A 17,691-nucleotide genomic window follows, 5' to 3' on the forward strand; every position below is an offset into this window, starting at 1 on the left:
GATCGTGTTGCGGCCGCTGCGGCCGCGCGAAGAACTGTTCGTGCTGCGCTCGGCCTGCGGCGCCGATGTCCGCTCGATCTGCGGCGGTGTCCAACCGGGCGGCGGGCGGATCGTGCAATGCCTGGCGACCAATGCCGGTTCGCTCTCGCCGGGATGCCGCGATGTGCTGGCGCCGTTCGCGGCGCGATGAGCTTGTTGCCAAGCGACTGACCGGAAGAGGGAGCGAACGATGCTGCGTATTGTCCTGACCGCCGCGCTGCTCTGCGGCGCGACCGCCGTCTACGCCCAGGAGCTAACCAACGCACAACGCGACGCGTGCATGGGCGATTACCAGAAGTTCTGCAAAAGCGTGGCGCCCGGCGGCGGGCGCATCATCGCCTGCCTCGCCAAGGAGAGCGACAAGCTGACGCCCGCCTGCAAGAAAGTGCTGGCGGAAGCGGAAAAGAAATAAAAGCGCGGGCAGTGAGACGACAGGTGCCCGGCGCTTTTCCGGGCACGGAGCCGTAGCACCTTGTTGTCACCGACAGGCCAACCATACCTCACCCGGGAGAGGGAATATCATGCGTTCGCTATTGCTGATCGCCGCGGCCCTGCTGTCCTTTGCCGCGACCATGACCTTTGAGTCCTCCGATGCCAACGCCGTCGTGTGCGGGCGCGGCCCCTATCGCGCCGGATGCGCCGGCGCGCGCGGCGCGGTCGTCGTCCGCAAGCCCGTGGTCGCCGGCTGCCGCTGGGTATGGGTCGGCGGGGTCAAGGTCCGCCGCTGCTATTGAACCGTTCGCCCCCTCGCGGACAGGCATGATCCGGAAAAGTGCGAAGCGGTTTTCCGAAAAGATCATGCCAAACAGGAATCTAGAGCGCGATGACGGTTCAACCTATCGCGCTTTAGACGCCGCGCGCATTTTCCCTCTGGCGTTCCCGCCGGAGGACTATTAGTCTGGACCCAAATTGTAAGTACACTGTCAATCTGGGAGGCAGACGTTGCGGATCGCCGTGATCGGCGGAGGGCCCGGCGGGCTCTATTTCGCCTATCTCTGGAAGAAGCGTCATCCTGACGCCGAGATCGACCTGTTCGAGCAGAACGCGGCCGGCGCCACCTGGGGCTTCGGCGTGGTGTTCTCCGAGCAGGCGCTGGACTTCCTGCGCGCCGACGACCCCGAGACGGTCGACGCCATCGCGCCCGGGATGGAGAGCTGGAAGAACATCACCCTCAATCTGCGCGGCGAGAGCGTCGAGATCGACGGTGTCGGGTTCTCCTCGATCGGCCGGCTCAAGCTGCTGACGATCCTGCAGGAGCGCGTGCGCAGCACAGGCGTCACGCCGCACTTCGACACCGTGGTGCAATCCCTCGACCAGCTCAGCGGTTACGACCTGATCGTCGCCGCCGACGGGCTGAACTCGATGGTCCGGCGCGGCTTCGAGGCTGCCTTCGGCGCGTCGGTCTCGCAGTCCTCCAACAAATTCGCCTGGTACGGCACCACGAAACCCTTCGCGACGCTGTCGCAGACCTTTGTCGCGACCGAGCGCGGCAGCTTCAACGCCCATCACTATCGCTATGCGAAGGACATGAGCACCTTCCTGGTCGAATGCGACGCGGCGACCTGGGAAGCTTACGGCTTCGCCGACAAGAGCATCGAGCAATCGCAGGCGATCTGCGAACAGGTATTCGCCGCGACGCTGGACGGCCACCGACTGATCTCCAACAAATCGGTGTGGCGCAATTTCCCGTGGATCTGGAACGAGCGCTGGTCGCACGGCAACATGGTGCTGATCGGCGACGCCTTGCATTCCGCGCATTTCTCGATCGGCTCGGGCACGCGGCTGGCGATCGAGGACGCGATTGCGCTGACCAAGGCGCTGGAGAGCGAGGGCGGCATCGCCGCCGCGCTTCAACGTTATGAGGGCGAGCGCAAGCCGATCGTGAAGAAGCTCGTCACCGCGGCGCGGACCAGCGCCGACTGGTACGAGCATTTCCCCGCGCATATGAAGCTCGACCTGATGGATTTCGCCTACAGCTACATCACCCGCTCCGGCCGGATCGACGATGCGCGGCTGCGCGCGATGTCGCCCGGATTCATGGCCCGCTACGAAGCCGCAAAGGGACAATCATGACCGGGATCGCCGACCAGGTTCCGCAGGACAACCCCGGTGCGCGCGAGATCGGCTTTACGATCCCCGAACGCTATAATGCGAGCCGCATCCTGTTCGACAATCTCGGCAACGGAAACGCCGAACGCCTGGCGCTGACCGGCCCGGCGGGCACGCGGACCTATCGCGAGCTCTGCGCTGACGCGGCGCGCTGGGGCCACGCCTTGCTGTCGCTCGGATTAAAGCGCGGCGACCGCGTCCTGCTGTTCCTCGACGACACCCCGGCCTATCCGGCGGCGTTCTTCGGTGCGGTCCGCGCCGGCTTCGTGCCGCTCTTGATCAACACGCTGACGACGCCGGAGCTGCTGCAATTCTATCTGTCCGACGCCGGCGCCCAGGTCGCCGTCACCGATGCCGAATTCTGCACGCGTTTCAATGCGGAAGCCTGCAAGGACACGCCGCTGCGCACAATGGTCGTGGTGAACGGTGCCGCAGGCGATCACAACGTGGCCGAGACACGCAACGCCGGCGAATGGCTGGATGGCTTCCCGACCGAACTGGACGCGGCCGACACAAACCGCAACGAGATGGCGTTCTGGATGTATTCGTCAGGCTCGACCGGCCGCCCCAAGGGCATCGTGCATTTGCAGCACGACATGGCCTATAGCGAACGTGCCTTTGCCCGCAGCGTGCTGAAGCTTTCGCCCGGCGATATCTGCTTCTCGGTGCCGAAGATCTTCTTCGCCTACGGTTTTGGCAATTCGATCACGTTTCCGTTCTCGGTCGGCGCTGCGACGCTGCTGCTGCCGGGCCAGCCGAAACCGGCCGCGATCTTCGCGGCGATCGGGCAATATCGGCCGACCGTGTTCTTCGGCCTGCCGACGCTCTACATCTCCTTGACCAAGGCCGAAGGCGCCGACACTGCCGATTTCTCCTCGCTGCGGATGGCGGTCTCGGCTGCCGAAGTGCTGTCGGCCGAGGTCTTCAACGGCTGGAAGCAGCTCACCGGGCTCGAGATCATCGAAGGGCTCGGATCGACCGAGGTGCTGCACGTCTATCTCAGCAACCGCGCAGAGCAGAAGAAGCTCGGCGCGGCCGGCCTGCGCGTCCCCGGCTACGAGATCATGCTCCGCGACAGCGACGGCCGCGAGGTCGGCGACAATGAGGAAGGCATCCTGTGGGTGCGCGGCGATTCCGCGACGCCGCTGTACTGGAACCGGCCGGACAAGACCGCCGAGACCGTGCGCGAGGACGGCTGGATCTACACCGGTGACCGCTTCATGCGCGACAGCGACGGTTTCCATTTCTTCCGCGGCCGCGCCGACGACCTGATCAAGATCTCCGGCCAGTGGGTCTATCCGCTCGAGGTTGAGCTCTGTCTCGCCGATCACCCCGACGTCCGCGAATGCGCCGTCTACGCCGCCGAATTGCCGGACCGGCGCATGACGCTGCGGGCCGTGGTGGTGATGAACAAGGCCGGCTTCGACAGCGACGAGGCGACGCGGCGGTTGCAGGACTACGTCAAGACGAAGCTGTTGCCGTATAAATATCCGCGCGAGGTAAAATTCATCGAGGAGCTGCCGAAGACCGGCACGGGGAAGATCGACCGCCAGGCGGTGATGCGGATGTGAGGGCACCAGGCTCGCTGTTGTCCCTGCGAAAGCAGGGACCCATAACCACCAATCTCAGCCGCTACATCGCGCTGGGGCCCCAGCATCGCGCCACAGATGCATTCGTGGTTATGGGTCCCGGATCGCGCTTCGCTCGTCCGGGACGACGGCGGAGTTTGCGACGGCTAACTCCCCAGCCCCGTCCCGCCATACAGCCACGCGATATCGTCGCACCACTCGGTCTGCGACTTCGCGCTCATGATCGCGTTGCGGATGCGGGCGTGGTCGCCTGCGGGATGGTAGACGTGCTCGCCGATCGCGCGTGACATCAGCTGCACGCGCGCCGTGCGCGGGAAGCGCTGGGCACGATAGGCATCGAGCGCCGCTGCCTGATCATCGTGATTGGCCAGCATGTGCGACAGGCAGACCGCGTCCTCCATCGCCTGGCAGGCGCCTTGCGCGAAATATTGCAGCATCGGATGCGCAGCGTCGCCGAGCAGCACGACGCGGCCATCGATCCAGCGTTCGGTGGGGTCGCGGTCGCACAGCACCCAGAGCTTCCAGTTTGTGCCGTGGCGAATGATGTTCTGCGCCCGCTCGTGGACGTGGGTGAAGCCCTTCATCACCTCGGCTTCGGAGACCGGCTTGCCCGCAACCGGCTCCGGTGCATCATTGTGATAGGTGACGACGAGGTTGAACACCTTCCAGCCCGACAGCGGATAATGCACGATGTGGCATTTCGGCCCGGCCCACAGCGTCGCCGCATTCCAGCGCAGGTCTTCCGGCATCTGCTCGGTCGGAATCACCGAGCGATAGGTGGTGTGGCCGGAGACGCGCGGCGGGCCGTCTGCCGTCACCTGCTTGCGGATGTTCGACCACAGCCCGTCGGCTCCGATCAGCAGCCGCCCGGTGATGCGCTCGCCACCGGCGAGCTTTGCAGTCACGGATGAACCATCCTGCTCGTAGCCGACCACCTCACTGCTGACGCGCAGCTCGATCAGTTCATGGCTCTGGCAGGCGCGCAGGAACACGCCGTGCAGATCGCCGCGATGCACGACGGCATAGGGGTTGCCGAACCGCGCGCGAAAGGCATCGCCGAGATCGATATGGGTGATCTCATCGGCGGTCAGCGCATCCATCAGCCGCAACTGGTCGATATAGACCGCCATGTTGCGCGCGGCCTCGCCGACGCCGAGATAGTCGAAGGCGTGGAACGCGTTCGGCCCAAGCTGGATGCCGGCGCCGATCTCGCCAAGCGCGGCGGCCTTTTCCAGCAGGATCGAGCGGATGCCCTTTTGCGCAAGCCCCAGCGCCACGGCGAGACCGCCGATGCCGCCACCCGCGATCAGGACAGGTCTCGTCTCCGCCATCAGCCCGACCTTCCGAGATGTTCGAGGGCATCCTCGGCGCGCAGCGGCACGCGCGACGCCTCGTTGTTGAGGTCGACAAGTTGGGTCAAGAGCGAGAGAAGCGTCTTTCGATCGGCCGGCTTCAACGGCTGCAGCATCCGCGTCTGTGCCTTCTCGACCGAGGGCATGATCTCGTTCAGCACGCCGGCGCCGGCCTTGGTGAGATAGAGCAGCTTGACCCGCTTGTCCTCGGGCGCCGGCTTGCGCACGATGAACTCCTTGGCCTGCAGCCGCTCGATCACGTTGCCGAGCGTGGAGCGGTCGAACGCGATCACCGCCGAGAGCCGGGTGGCGTCGATGCCGGGGTGGGTCGAGATCGTCACCAGCGCGGCGTATTGCACCGGCGTCAGGTCGAACGACCTGCATTCCTCGATGAACAACGCCACCGCGATCTGCTGCATCCGCCGGAACAAATAGCCGGGCGCGGTGTAGACCGCGTCCATGGTGACGGGCGTGGGCTTGCTACTCGGCATCGGGCTGCTTGTCCGGCGCGGCGTCGGCGAACGCCTTGACTTGTTTTGTCGCGGCCTCTGCCTTGAGCAGGCGCGGATAGGCTGAGACGTCGACGCCGAAGCGCCGCGCATTGGCGAGCTGCGGCACCAGGCAGAGATCGGCGAGCGTCGGCGTTTCACCGAAGCAGAACGGCCCGGCCTCTTCGGCAATCAGCGTCTCGCAGGCCGACAGGCCTTCGCGATTGGCCCAGGCGGCCCATTCCGTCACTTGCTCCTCGGGCAGGCCGAGCTGGCGCAGCCGCGCCAGCACTTTCAGATTCTGCACCGGGTGGGTGTCGCAGGCGATCGCCTGCGCGAACGCCCGCACCTTGGCGCGGCGCAGCGGGTCCTTCGGCAGCAGCGGCGGAGTGGGATTGGTCTCATCGAGCCATTCGATGATCGCAAGCGACTGGGTGAGGATCGCGCCGGCATCGCTCTCCAGCGTCGGCACCAACCCCTGCGGATTGATCGCCAGATAGGCCGGCGCGCATTGCTCGCCCTTGCGCAGATGATGCGGCAGATGCTCCGACGTGAGCCCCTTCAGATTGAGGGCGATCCGGACCCGGTAGGACGCGCTGCTCCGGAAATAGCCATGCAGCTTCATCGGAACCTCCCTTGCATTCTTGCATTTCGTTATCGGCTTGGTTCATTGACGCTAGCCATATTGTCAGTATACTGTCAATTAAATTGAACCGACAAGAATGATGGGAGGCTTGCCATGGAAGCCGTGCAGAAGACCCCGGAGCGCGAGGCGTTCTACAAGAAGATCGACGGCGAAAACCTCTCGGCGCTGTGGAACGTATTGGGCGACCTGGTCACGCCGGAGCCGCGCAGCGCCTGCCGCCCGCATCTGTGGAAGTTCGACCAGATCCGCGACTACATGAACGAGGCCGGCAAGTTGATCACGGCCAAGGAAGCCGAGCGCCGCGTGCTGGTGCTGGAGAACCCCGGCCTGCGCGGTCAGTCCAGAATCACGACTTCCCTGTTTGCCGGCGTGCAGATGGTGGTGCCGGGCGACGTTGCGCCCGCGCATCGTCACACCCAGTCGGCGCTGCGTTTCGTGCTGGAGGGCAAGGGCGCCTACACCGCCGTCGATGGCGAGCGCACCGCGATGGCGCCGGGCGATTTCGTCATCACGCCGTCGATGACCTGGCATGACCATTCCAACGAGACATCGGAGCCGATGTTCTGGCTCGACGGGCTCGATATTCCCATGGTGCAATTCTTCGACTGCTCGTTCGCGGAAGGCGCCAAGGAGGACCAGCAGGCGATCTCCAAGCCGGCCGGTGACAGCTTCGCGCGCTACGGCCGCAACCTGTTGCCGATCGACCAGAAGCGGTCGTCCAAAACCTCGCCGATCTTCAACTATCCCTATGAGCACACCCGCGAGACGCTGGAAAAGGCCCGGGCCCGAGATGAATGGGATGCCTGCCACGGCCTCAAGCTGAAATTCTCCAACCCCGAGACCGGCGACTTTGCGATGCCGACCATCGGCACCTTCATCCAGCTGCTGCCGAAGGGCTTCAAGACCGCGCGCTATCGCTCGACCGACGCCACCGTGTTCGCCGCGATCGAGGGCAAGGGCCGCACCCGGGTCGGCGACCAGACCTTCGAATGGGGACCGCGCGATCTGTTCGTGGTGCCGAGCTGGCACTGGGTCACCCACGAAGCCGACACCGACTCCGTGCTGTTCTCGTTCTCGGATCGCCCGGTGCAGCAGAAGCTGGATCTGTTCCGCGAGGACAGGGGGAACGCCTAAGCGATTGTAGGGTAGGCACGCTGCGCTTTGCTCACCTTACGATTTTAACCCCCGTCGTCCCGGGCAAGCGAAGCGCGACCCGGGACCCATAACCACAGGGTTGCGTTGTTGGAGGTGCTGGGCCCCCAGCCTTTTCTAACAACAACATCCTGTGGTTATGGGTCCCTGCTTTCGCAGGGACGACATTGAGTTTGTGGCCAGCAGCGCGCCTTCACCGCCAGTGCAGCAACCGCACTTCCAGCAGGTTGATCAGCTTCCCCACCACAAGCCCGAACAGCGACAGGATCACGACGCCGGCGAGCAGCTGATCGGTCTGCATCAGATTGCCGGCCTGCAGCACGAAGGCGCCGATGCCGTATTGCGCGCCGATCATTTCGGCGCTGACCACGAGCAGCAGCGCAACCGACGAGGTGATGCGGAAGCCGGCGAGGATCGAGGGCAGCGCGCCCGGCCAGATCACGCGGCGGACGATGGCGTGGAACGGCACGTTGAAGCTCTGCGCCATCCGGATCAGATTGCGCGGCACCGCGTCGACGCCGCTATAGACCGAGATCGCAGTCGAGAAGAACACGCCGAGCGCAATGGTCGCGATCTTCGGCTCCTCGCCGATCCCGAGCCACAGGATCAGCAACGGCAGCAGCGCGATCTTCGGAATCGGGAACAGTGCCGAGATGAAGGTGATGCCGACACCGCGCGCCATGGTCGACAGCCCGATCGCGAAGCCGACAATGACGCCGGCGGCCGTGCCGATGATCCAGCCGGTGCCGATCCGCATGATCGACCACGACAAATGCTGCCACAGCGCCCCCGACATCGCGAGCTTGGTGACCGCCACAGCGATCGCCGACGGCGCCGGCAGGAAGAGCGGATTGACCCATCCCGCACTGCCGGCAAGCTGCCAGACCGCGATGACCAGCGCGAGCGCGATCCAGCCCGCGGAGCGGCTGCCGCCCGGCGTGAAGCCGGCGCCGCGAAACGCGACCGGCCGCGTCGCTTCCGCCGATCGGTCCTTCGTCTCCTGCGGGGAGCGATCAAGCATGCTGGACCTCGCGCTCGGCATCGATCGCCTCTTTCCGGATCAGCGACCACAACTCCCCCTGCAACGCGGCCATCGGCCCGCGCGCCTCCGCCGTGCCACGCTCGGCGCGCGTCATCGGGATGGTCACGATTTCCCTGATGCGGCCGGGGCGGCGCGACAGCACCACGACGCGGTCGGCAAGCCGCACGGCTTCCTCGAGATTATGCGTGACATAGACCGCGCCCATCGCACCATCTGCAAGCAGGCCGACGAAATCCTCCATCAGGAGCTCGCGGGTCTGCGAATCCAGCGCCGACAGCGGCTCGTCCATCAACAGGATCGCCGGACGAACCGCGAGCGCGCGCGCGATGCCGACGCGCTGACGCATGCCGCCGGACAACTGCTTCGGGTATGCGGCGCGAAAATCCGACAGCCCGGTGCGGCGCAGCGCATCGTCGATCACGGCGCGGCGCTCGCCGGCGCCGAGGGACGTGTGCAGCAGCGGAAACGCGACGTTCTCCTCGACCGTGTTCCACGGCAGCAGGGCAAAGTCCTGGAACACAAAGGTCAACGGATTGAGGCTGCCCGACGGCGGCGCGCCGCGCAGTTCGGCGGCGCCCTCACTCGGCCGCAGCAAGCCACCGAGGATCGACAGCAGCGTGCTCTTGCCGCAGCCGGACGGACCGACGATCGCGACGATCTCGCCGGCGCGAACCGTGAAGGAGACATCGCTGAGCACGTCGAGCGCGCCGAAGCGATGGCTGATATGGTCGGCGATCAGGTCCATGTTGCGCCACTCTCCGCTGTCAGACCGTTATCCTGAGGAGCGCGCAGCGCGTCTCGAAGGATGGGCGGCCGAGCTCTATCCGGGCCGTCGACCCTTCGAGACGCGCGCAAGGGCGCGCTCCTCCAGCGACAAAGGCGAAGCCTTTGCGCGGGGGTGACGGTGAGAGAGTGGTGCGCGCGGCTCAGCATCAATCCGCCTTCACATAGTCCTTGGCGATGATCGCATCGGCATCAAAACCCTTGTCGACAAAACCCTGCCCCTGCAGCCATTTGATCTGGTTGTCGAGGTTCTTCACGTCGAGCTTGCCGTCGGGATCGATATAGGCGCAGTTGCCGACCACCTGTTCGACCGGCAGGTTGGTGTATTTGGCGATGATCTCGAGCAGCGGTTTGGTCTTGTCGTTGATCGGCGCCACACCGTCCTTGATCGCGGTCAGGATCACGTCGTGATATTCGTGGTCGGCGCGGGTGAGCGCGGTGAGCAGCCTCTTCACCAACTGCGGGTTGGTCAGCGTCTTCGGCGATGCGAAGATGGCGCCAAGCTGCCACGGCGTCTCGTCGCCGACCCAGCCGAGCAATTTTGCACCCTTCGAATCCATCAAGGTCCGCGCGGTCGAGACCGGCAACAGTGCCGCGTCGACCGTCTCGCCCTTCAGCGCCGCGGTCGCATTCGACAGCGATTGCAGCGGCACCACCTTCACGTCGGACAGCTTGAAGCCGTACTTGTCGGCGAGCAGCCCGAGCGAGTAATGAAAACTGGAGCCGACCTGGGTCACTGCGACGCGCTTGCCTGCGAGATCCTTCGGCGTCTTGAGGCCGGCGGCATAGGCGTTGTTGCTGGCGAAATAGCCGATCAAGGGATAGCCGGCCTTCTCGCGGCTCATGCCGCCGATCACCTTCAGCGTGCTCTTGCCGGCGAGATTGTAGAGCCCCGCGGTCACCGCGGTGACGCCGAAATCGACGTCGCCTGACGCGGTCGCCACCGCGATCGGCTGTGCCGCGTCGAAAAACTTCAGCTCGACATCGAGGCCGGCTTCGCGGAAGTAACCCTTGTCCTGCGCGATGAACACCGGCGCCGAGGACGACAGCCGCAGCACGCCGATCTTCGCCTTCAGGAGATCGTCGGCCCGTGCGATGCCGCTCGCGGCCCACACCAGCAGGCCCGCGAGTGCGAGCCGCGCCCAACCCTTCATTCCGTCCTCCGCTTACAAACCTTCTGGCACGGCCTGATCGCGGCCGACGAACGCGCCCTGCTTGCCGAGTTGTTGTTGCAACTTTTCGACGGAAATGTCGCGCGGAATCGTATTGCCCGATAGTGCCAGCGCCGCCGCGGTTCCTGCCGCCTCGCCCATCACGAAGCAGGCACCGGAGACGCGCGCCGCCGATTGCCCTTCATGGGTCATCGAAGCGCAGCGGCCGGCGACCAGGAGATTGTCGACGCCATCAGGTACCAGCATGCGATACGGCAATTCGTTGTAGCCGCGGCTCTCCGGGATCGGCGGAAACTCGAAAGTCACATCGCCCGGCACGTGCTTTTCCATCGGCCAGCCGTTGACGCCGATCGAGTCCGCGAATGAGGCGCAGCCCAGCACGTCCTCGCCGGACAGCATGTAGCCGCCGATCACGCGCCGCGTCTCGCGGATGCCGAGTTGTGGCGGCAGATCGACGATGTAGGAATTTTCAAAGCCCGGCACCGTGCGCAGGAACTTGAACGCCTCGACCGCCTGGCGGCGGCCCTCGATCTCGCCGCGCGTCATCTCGTCGGGATCAATACCGGAAATGGCGCCGCCATCGCTGCGCGTCACCTGGGTGAAATTCACCCGCCATTCGATCTGCGATTTCTGCGGCCGCACGATCGCGGACTTGCGCGGGAATTTATAGGTGCCGGCGGCCTCGGCCTGCGCCATCCGCTCCGGAATCGTCCGCCACGCATCGCCGGCCTTCGCCGGATCGATGCCGTTGAGACGGAACATCATTGAGGGGTAGAGCATGCCGCCCTGGTTGTCGCCGACCTCATGGGGCGCACCGGCCCACACCGCGAGATCGCCGTCACCGGAGCAATCGATGAAGATGCCGCCCCGCACCGCCTGCCGTCCGGCCTTGGTTTCCACCATCAGCGCGCGGATGTGCGCGCCGTCCATGACGACGCCGGCGCCGAGCGCATGGAACAGGATGTCGACCTTGTGATGCGCCAGGAGATCGTCCGCCGCGATCTTGTAGGCCGCGGTGTCGTAGGCTTGCGCGAGGATCTTGCCGAGGATCAGATGCGGCGCGTTCAGTCCGCCGAGCCGGTCGATGCGCGCCAGCAGGTCGGAGGCGATGCCCTGCACGACCCGGTGCATCTCGCCGAAGATGTTGGCGTGCAGGCCGCAGAAGTTGGTCACGCCCGCCGCGGTGCCCATGCCGCCGAGAAACCCGTAACGCTCGATCAGGAGCGTTCGCCGTCCGGCGCGTGCCGCGCCGACGGCTGCCGCGATGCCGGCCGGTCCGCCGCCAAGCACCACCACATCATATTCGCCATAGACCGGCACCTGCCGCGCAGGTTCTTCGATCGTGCTCGCTCGCATCATTTCCGCCCTGAACAAAGCTGATTGGGCGAACTATGAATTGATGCGGATTGCAGTACAATCCACCAAATTATGTGATCAGTTTTCGCGAATCGAGAAAGGCGAGAGCAAAGGGAACGGCCGATGGATACGCTGGTGAACCTCGAAGCCTTCCTCGCCACCGCAGACGCCGGCGGCTTCTCCGGCGCTGCGCGCAGGCTCAACGTCGCGACCTCGGTCGTCGCCAAGCGCGTCACCCAGCTCGAGGAGCGGATCGGCACCGCGCTATTCCACCGCTCGACGCGGCAATTGCGGCTGACCGAGGCCGGTCAGCAATATGTGCATCGCGCCCGCGGCGTCGTTGCCGATGTCGGCGATCTCCTGTCGCGAATGGGCGAGAAGCAGCGCGACCTCTCCGATCATCTGCGCGTCAAGGCGCCGACCTCGCTGACGGTCGCACGTCTCGCCGATGCCTTCACGATCTTCCAGAAGCAGAACAGCAGCGTGAAGCTCGAGATCGTGATGATCGATCGTCCGGTCGATCCTGTGACCGAAGGTTTCGATATCGCGATCGGCGCCTTTCCGCATTCCTTCGGCGGTGTCGTCGACGAACCGCTGTGCCGGCTGCAGCGGCTCGTGTGCGCCTCACCGGCGTATCTCAAGAAGCAGGGAACGCCGAAGCATCCGCGCGATCTGGTCGATCATCGCTGCCTCAGCTTTCTGCCGACAGGACCGGAATGGCCGTTCGAGGGGCCACGCGGCCGCATCAATATCCAGGTGCGGCCGATTCTCAGTTCAAACGAGGGCCGCGTGCTGACGCAAAGCGCGATCTCCGGTAACGGCATCGCGCTGCTCTCGCATTATCTGGTCGCGGACGCGCTGCGCGACGGCACGTTGCAGCCGGTCCTCCCTGAGTTTCCGATCCCGGAACTGTGGGTGAAGGCCGCCGTTCCCGAACGCCGCATCGATGCCGCCGCGGTGCAGGCACTGCTCAAGACCTTGAAAAAGTCGCTGTCGCAGTCGCTGTGATATAGCGGTGGTCTTGCTCCACGCAGGCGGACCTGAGACAAGGGCGCGAAAGGATCACCCGCTTGAAACTCCTGATGTCAGCCTTGCTCGGTCTCATGATCGTTGCGACGCCCGCGGCGGCGATCGAGACCTGCCGCTTCATCGAGGCCAAGGCCGAGCGCGAAGCCTGCTACCATCGGCAAGAGCAGGAGCTGGCGGCGAAGCGCAAGCCCGAGCCGCCGATCGCGCAATCAAGCGAAGCGAAGACGTTCGATCAGCTGCAGCAGATGCGGCGCGACGACGAAGAGGTCTATCGCAGCATGCGCGGCATCTGCCGCGGCTGCTGAGCGGTACGCTTGCAAATATGTAGGGCGGATTAGCGCAGCGTAATCCGCCAATCTGTCGGAATGCGAGCGGCGGGTTACGCCTTCGGCTAACCCGCCCTACAGACCATCCGCACAGACTACACCTTGCCGCCCCACCGCCCGGCGCGCTTCTCGGCAAAGGACGCGAGCCCTTCGGCCGCCTCGGCGGTCTGCCGCTTGGCCGAGTGCAGCTGGACAAGGCGCTTGTAGGCCGCATCGTCGACGGCCATGCCGCCGAACGAGCTCTCCATCGCGAGCTTCTTGGTTTCGGCCATCGCATCCGGGGCGTTGCCGAGCAGCTGCTCGACGACCCTGGCGCCTGCGCTTTCGAGATCGGCCAGCGGCACCACCTCATGGACGAGGCCGATACGGCGGGCATCCTCGGCGCCGAAACGTTCGCCGGTCAACGCATAGCGGCGCACCTGGCGGACGCCGATGGCGTCGCAGAGCTGCGGGATGATGATCGCAGCCGTCAGGCCCCAGCGTACCTCGGTGATCGAGAACAGCGCATTGTCGGCCGCGATCACGATATCGCAGGCCGAGATCACGCCGGTGCCGCCGCCGAAGCAGCCGCCCTGCACCAGCGCCACCGTCGGGACCGGCAGCGTGTTGAGGCGCTGCACCGCCTCGAAGGTGGCGCGCGACGCCACCTCGTTCTCCTCTGCTGATTTCGGGCGCACGCCGTTGATCCATTTCAGGTCGGCGCCGGCCTGGAAATGCTTGCCGTTGCCGTTGAGCACGACCACGCGCACCGGCTTGGTCGAGAGATCGTCGATCGCCGCCAGCACGCCTGCAATCAGCGCGCCGTCATAGGCATTGTTGACCTCGGGGCGATTCAGCGTGACGGACGCGACCCCGCGCGCATCGAGGCTCCACAGGACTGGGCTGGCCGACATGATGTTTCTCCCTGGTTCGGTATTGCTGTTGTCTTGTACTAACCTTGCACTATGGCGAGAGGAGATGGCTTGATCCATCACTTTCGAGCGCGCGCGGCCGCGCCACGCGCATGACGGGTTGCGCGATGGCCTGCGCTTGTGGAAACTGACGCGACACGTTGCAAGGACTAGTTCCACTGATGCGTATTTGTATTTTCGGCGCAGGCGCCGTTGGCAGCCACTTCGCGGTCCGGCTGGCACGCGCCGGCCACGATGTGTCCTGCGTGATGCGCGGACCGCATCTCGACGCGGTCAGGACCAACGGATTGACGCTGAAGGTCGGCGACAGCAGCGTCACTGCGAAAGTGACGGCATCGGCCGATCCTGCTGAGCTGGGGCCGCAGGACGTCGTCATCAGCACGCTGAAGGCGACCGGCATCGGTGCGCTCGCAACCGGACTGCCACCGCTGCTTCAGCGCGACACGATGGTCGTGTTCGCGCAGAACGGCATTCCCTGGTGGTACGGTCTCGGCCTGCCGACGCAGCATCCCGCGATCCCCGATCTCGGCTTCCTCGATCCCGGCGGACGCCTGCACTGCGCCATCCCGGAGGAGCGGATCATCGGCGGCGTGATCTTCTCCTCCAACGAGGTGATCGCGCCCGGCGTGGTGGCGAACCTGTCGCCGGATCGCAATCGCCTCTTGATCGGCGAGTGCGACGACCGCCGGAGCGAGCGCATCGCCATTCTGCGCGCGGCCCTCAATGACGCCGCGATCGAGTCGCCCGAGGTCAGTGAGATTCGTGAGACGATCTGGTCGAAGCTGCTCACCAACATGTCGATGTCGGTGCTCTGCCTGTTGACCGGGCTGACCGCGCGCGGCGTCCGCGACGATCCTGACATGCAGGACGTGATCGCGCGGCTGCTCGACGAGGCCAATGCGGTGGCGACACGCTATATCCCCGAGGTCAAGCGCGTCACCCGCTCAGGGCCGGCGCCCGACCACAAGCCGTCGATCCTGCAGGACTACGAGCTCGGCCGCGCAATGGAGATCGACGTGCTGGTGCGTGCACCGGCGGCGTTTGCCCGCGCAGCCGGACTTCCGACCCCGATGCTCGATTTGATGGCCGCGCTCGCGATCCAGAAGGCGCGTGACAAGGGGCTGTATCAGGGCTGACAATCCGGTCGCGACGATAACAAGCAGGGATATCGAACCATGCAAGTCAAGGACAAGGTCTGCATCGTCACCGGTGGCGCCAGCGGGATCGGCGAAGCGGTGGCGCGGGCCTATGCGGAGGCCGGCGCGCGCGGCGTGGTGGTCGCCGATCTCAAGACCTCGCGCGACCGGCTCGCCAGCGTCGCCGGCGACATCGACGGCCTCGCGGTCACCGCCGATGTCGGGCTCGAGGAGGACCTCAAGGCGCTGATCGCCGCAGCCGAGGACAAATATGGTCCGGTCGACGTGTTCTTCTCCAATGCCGGGCTGTCGCGCAAGGGACAGGAAACCGCGTCCGATGCCGACTGGGACGTCAGCTGGCGCGTGCATGTGATGAGCCACGTGTTCGCGGCGCGCGCGCTGGTGCCGGGCATGCTGGCGCGCGGCTCGGGCTATCTCATCAACACTGCATCGGCCGCGGGGCTGTTGGCCTCGCTGAACTCGATGCCCTACGGCGTCACCAAGAACGCCGCGGTCGCGCTCGCCGAGCATCTCGCCATCCAGTATGGCGACCGCGGCATCCGTGTCTCCGTGCTCTGCCCGCAATCGGTGCAAACAGGCATGACGACGCCGGGCCCGAGCGCCGCGCGCGTCGACGGTGTGCTGCAGCCCGGCGAGGTCGCGCGGATGGTGATCGAAGCGATGGCCGAGGAACGCTTCCTGATTCTCTCGCACCCCCAGGTGCAGGAATACATGCTGCGCAAGGCCACCAATCGAGAGCGCTGGCTGTCCGGCATGCGCCGCCTGCGCGACCGGATTTATGGCGGCGCGGCGTCGTAAAACCGTCTCCCCGTCATTGCGAGGAGCGACAGCGACGAAGCATCCATTTCTCGGCATGCGGCACTATGGATTGCTTCGCTTCGCTCGCAATGACGAGACTTACTCCTTTGAGGCCGGTGCGAATCCCTCGAGCAGCCCGGAATAGGCCTTGGCCGCAGGCGAGGCATAAGCGCCGCGGCGCGATGTCGTGAGCTTGAGGCCGGCGAGTGCTTCCGCCTGTTTCACCGCAGCCGCCACGCCATCGATGACCGGCACGCCAAATTGCACCGACAGCTCATGCGCGAGATCGGCCATGCCGGCGCAGCCGAGCACGATGGCGTCGGCACCCTTCTCCAGCGCCCGCGCGATCTCCGCCTCCAGCTTCGCCTTGGCGCCCGAACCCGGCTTCTCGAGATCGAGCACCGCGACGTCGCAGGCAGTGACCGTGGCGCGGTCGGCGAAGCCGTAGCGGCGGACCAGTTCCTCCAGCGGCACGATCGAGCGCGGCAGCGTGGTGACGATGCTGATACGCTTGGCGACCTGCCCGGCCGTGACCAGCGCCGCTTCGCAGATGCCGACCACCGGATAGCGCGCGGCCGACCGCGCAGCACCGAGGCCGGTATCGTCGAAGCAGGCGATGATGCCGGCATCGGCATCCGGCGTCATCAGGAACGCTTCGATCAACCCGGGAACGGCGAAGGCCTCGTCGTAGAAGCCCTCGATCGAGGCCGGCCCCATCGCGGATGTGACAGCGACGATCTCGGTGCCCGACGCGGCCACCGCCTGCGCCGCAGTGGCGATGGTCGCGGTCATCGACGCGGTGGTGTTGGGATTGACGATCAGGATCCTGGTCATGGGCTTGATCTCACGAATGTTTCACGACCCAGGCCGCGAACGCATCGAGCAGCTCGGTCATCACCTCGCGGTCGTTGCGGCCGGAGCGCTTGAGGACGTGGAAGGAGTGGTCGGCTTCCTGCACCAGATGCAGCGTCGCGCGGCTACCCAGCTCCTTCACCACCGGCTCAAGCAGATCCAGCTCCGCCAGCGCATCGCGCGTGCCCTGCAGGAACAGCATCGGGATCTTGACCTCGGCGAGGTGCTTGGCGCGTTCGTTCGACGGCTTGCCGGCGGGATGCAGGGGAAATCCGAGGAACACCAGCCCGCGCACGCCTTCGAGCGGCGCTTTGGCCTGCGCCTGCGAGGTCATGCGTCCGCCGAACGACTTGCCGCCGGCGAACAGCGGCAGTTCGCCGCAACGGCGCGCGGCCTCGGCCACTGCAGCATGCACCGTCGCCTGCGCGACGGCGGGCGGATCGGGCCGCTTGCTGGCCTTCTCCATGTAGGGAAACTGATAGCGCAGCGTCGCGATGCCGCGCTCCGCCAATCCCTTTGCGATCACCTCCATCGACGGATGCGTCATGCCGGCACCGGCGCCATGGGCAAACACATAGGCGCTGCGCGCCTGCGCCGGGCGCAGCAGCAGTGCGGACACCGTGCTATCGTCGGAGATCGTGATCGTGAGCGGCTGTGCATCTGACGCGTTCAAGATGACATCTCGAAGAATGATTGCTCCGTCAAATCTAGCCGCAGGTCTCGATGCGCGCAAATGCCGCCGCGGAGAGAGTGCCGCAAGTGAACTGGCTCACAGCTGATCAACATTTCCTTTGCAACATTTCCGTTGGTAGACCAAGCGCCGCTACTGTAGGATGGCGCACAGCTCACCACACGCTTAACGCGAACCTGTTTCGGCGATTTTTAATATC

At 65.3% G+C, this 17,691-nt stretch carries 20 protein-coding genes; 10 read left to right on the plus strand and 10 right to left on the minus strand.

All coding sequences use genetic code 11. The annotated features are described in order from the left end of the window. From H8A95_RS13450 to H8A95_RS13470, 5 genes are all read left to right on the plus strand, one after another. The coding region (locus H8A95_RS13450; protein ID WP_229183614.1) for a cysteine rich repeat-containing protein at nucleotides 1–190 on the plus strand (190 nt) is incomplete at its 5' end. A 39-nt stretch (nucleotides 191–229) separates the two neighbouring features. After that, on the plus strand, nucleotides 230–451 hold the full coding sequence (locus H8A95_RS13455; RefSeq protein ID WP_229183615.1) for a cysteine rich repeat-containing protein: 222 nt from the start codon (nucleotides 230–232) through the stop codon (nucleotides 449–451). Between the two features lie 109 nt (nucleotides 452–560). After that, complete coding sequence (locus H8A95_RS13460; RefSeq protein ID WP_106328038.1) at nucleotides 561–773, plus strand: hypothetical protein; 213 nt, start codon at nucleotides 561–563, stop codon at nucleotides 771–773. A 208-nt stretch (nucleotides 774–981) separates the two neighbouring features. Continuing rightward, nucleotides 982–2,112, plus strand: coding sequence for an FAD-dependent monooxygenase (locus H8A95_RS13465; RefSeq protein ID WP_229183616.1), 1,131 nt, complete (start codon nucleotides 982–984; stop codon nucleotides 2,110–2,112). Further along, a complete protein-coding gene (locus H8A95_RS13470; RefSeq protein WP_233287040.1) occupies nucleotides 2,109–3,719 on the plus strand; it encodes a benzoate-CoA ligase family protein in 1,611 nt (536 codons plus the stop codon). The genes H8A95_RS13465 and H8A95_RS13470 overlap by 4 nt, the downstream gene beginning before the upstream one ends. A gap of 164 nt (nucleotides 3,720–3,883) precedes the next feature. On the opposite strand, the gene H8A95_RS13475 is transcribed toward H8A95_RS13470, so the two are convergent. From H8A95_RS13475 to maiA, 3 genes are read right to left on the minus strand one after another with little or no spacing between them, the layout of a single operon-like run. Beyond that, entirely contained in the window at nucleotides 3,884–5,068 is a 1,185-nt protein-coding gene (locus tag H8A95_RS13475) for a 3-hydroxybenzoate 6-monooxygenase (protein ID WP_229183617.1), read from the minus strand. Then, complete coding sequence (locus H8A95_RS13480; protein WP_163162350.1) at nucleotides 5,068–5,580, minus strand: MarR family winged helix-turn-helix transcriptional regulator; 513 nt, start codon at nucleotides 5,578–5,580, stop codon at nucleotides 5,068–5,070. The genes H8A95_RS13475 and H8A95_RS13480 overlap by 1 nt, the downstream gene beginning before the upstream one ends. Next, nucleotides 5,570–6,202: a maleylacetoacetate isomerase gene (gene maiA, locus H8A95_RS13485; protein WP_229183618.1), complete on the minus strand. Its 633-nt coding sequence runs from the start codon at nucleotides 6,200–6,202 to the stop codon at nucleotides 5,570–5,572. Before maiA ends, H8A95_RS13480 begins: the two co-directional genes overlap by 11 nt. Nucleotides 6,203–6,316: 114 nt before the next feature. On the opposite strand from maiA, the gene gtdA reads away from it, so the two are divergent. Then, nucleotides 6,317–7,357 (plus strand): gentisate 1,2-dioxygenase, encoded by a 1,041-nt coding sequence (gene gtdA / locus H8A95_RS13490; protein ID WP_229183619.1) that lies wholly within the window; start codon nucleotides 6,317–6,319, stop codon nucleotides 7,355–7,357. Between the two features lie 211 nt (nucleotides 7,358–7,568). On the opposite strand, the gene H8A95_RS13495 is transcribed toward gtdA, so the two are convergent. From H8A95_RS13495 to H8A95_RS13510, 4 genes are all read right to left on the minus strand, one after another. Further along, nucleotides 7,569–8,396, minus strand: coding sequence for an ABC transporter permease (locus tag H8A95_RS13495; RefSeq protein ID WP_229183620.1), 828 nt, complete (start codon nucleotides 8,394–8,396; stop codon nucleotides 7,569–7,571). Further along, on the minus strand, nucleotides 8,389–9,162 hold the full coding sequence (locus tag H8A95_RS13500) for an ABC transporter ATP-binding protein (RefSeq protein WP_229183621.1): 774 nt from the start codon (nucleotides 9,160–9,162) through the stop codon (nucleotides 8,389–8,391). The genes H8A95_RS13495 and H8A95_RS13500 overlap by 8 nt, the downstream gene beginning before the upstream one ends. A gap of 187 nt (nucleotides 9,163–9,349) precedes the next feature. Further along, nucleotides 9,350–10,354, minus strand: coding sequence for an ABC transporter substrate-binding protein (locus H8A95_RS13505; RefSeq protein ID WP_229183622.1), 1,005 nt, complete (start codon nucleotides 10,352–10,354; stop codon nucleotides 9,350–9,352). A gap of 12 nt (nucleotides 10,355–10,366) precedes the next feature. Continuing rightward, nucleotides 10,367–11,728, minus strand: coding sequence for an FAD-dependent oxidoreductase (locus H8A95_RS13510; protein WP_229183623.1), 1,362 nt, complete (start codon nucleotides 11,726–11,728; stop codon nucleotides 10,367–10,369). Nucleotides 11,729–11,851: 123 nt separating this feature from the next. Here H8A95_RS13510 and H8A95_RS13515 point away from each other — a divergent pair, with 123 nt between their 5' ends. Next, complete coding sequence (locus H8A95_RS13515; RefSeq protein ID WP_229183624.1) at nucleotides 11,852–12,736, plus strand: LysR family transcriptional regulator; 885 nt, start codon at nucleotides 11,852–11,854, stop codon at nucleotides 12,734–12,736. A 74-nt stretch (nucleotides 12,737–12,810) separates the two neighbouring features. Continuing rightward, entirely contained in the window at nucleotides 12,811–13,062 is a 252-nt protein-coding gene (locus tag H8A95_RS13520) for a type VI secretion protein (RefSeq protein ID WP_229183625.1), read from the plus strand. Between the two features lie 116 nt (nucleotides 13,063–13,178). On the opposite strand, the gene H8A95_RS13525 is transcribed toward H8A95_RS13520, so the two are convergent. Beyond that, a complete protein-coding gene (locus H8A95_RS13525; protein ID WP_229183626.1) occupies nucleotides 13,179–13,976 on the minus strand; it encodes an enoyl-CoA hydratase-related protein in 798 nt (265 codons plus the stop codon). A 179-nt stretch (nucleotides 13,977–14,155) separates the two neighbouring features. On the opposite strand from H8A95_RS13525, the gene H8A95_RS13530 reads away from it, so the two are divergent. Beyond that, nucleotides 14,156–15,130: a ketopantoate reductase family protein gene (locus tag H8A95_RS13530; RefSeq protein ID WP_229183627.1), complete on the plus strand. Its 975-nt coding sequence runs from the start codon at nucleotides 14,156–14,158 to the stop codon at nucleotides 15,128–15,130. Nucleotides 15,131–15,169: 39 nt separating this feature from the next. Beyond that, nucleotides 15,170–15,949: an SDR family oxidoreductase gene (locus tag H8A95_RS13535; protein ID WP_229183628.1), complete on the plus strand. Its 780-nt coding sequence runs from the start codon at nucleotides 15,170–15,172 to the stop codon at nucleotides 15,947–15,949. 99 nt (nucleotides 15,950–16,048) lie between these two features. On the opposite strand, the gene H8A95_RS13540 is transcribed toward H8A95_RS13535, so the two are convergent. Both H8A95_RS13540 and H8A95_RS13545 read right to left on the minus strand, forming a co-directional pair. Then, nucleotides 16,049–16,783 (minus strand): aspartate/glutamate racemase family protein, encoded by a 735-nt coding sequence (locus tag H8A95_RS13540; protein WP_229183629.1) that lies wholly within the window; start codon nucleotides 16,781–16,783, stop codon nucleotides 16,049–16,051. Between the two features lie 10 nt (nucleotides 16,784–16,793). Next, complete coding sequence (locus H8A95_RS13545; protein ID WP_229183630.1) at nucleotides 16,794–17,474, minus strand: alpha/beta hydrolase family protein; 681 nt, start codon at nucleotides 17,472–17,474, stop codon at nucleotides 16,794–16,796. Nucleotides 17,475–17,691: the final 217 nt, after the last annotated feature.

Origin of the sequence: Bradyrhizobium oropedii (assembly GCF_020889685.1) — a bacterium.
In the GTDB taxonomy this organism is placed as follows: Bacteria; Pseudomonadota; Alphaproteobacteria; order Rhizobiales; family Xanthobacteraceae; genus Bradyrhizobium; species Bradyrhizobium oropedii.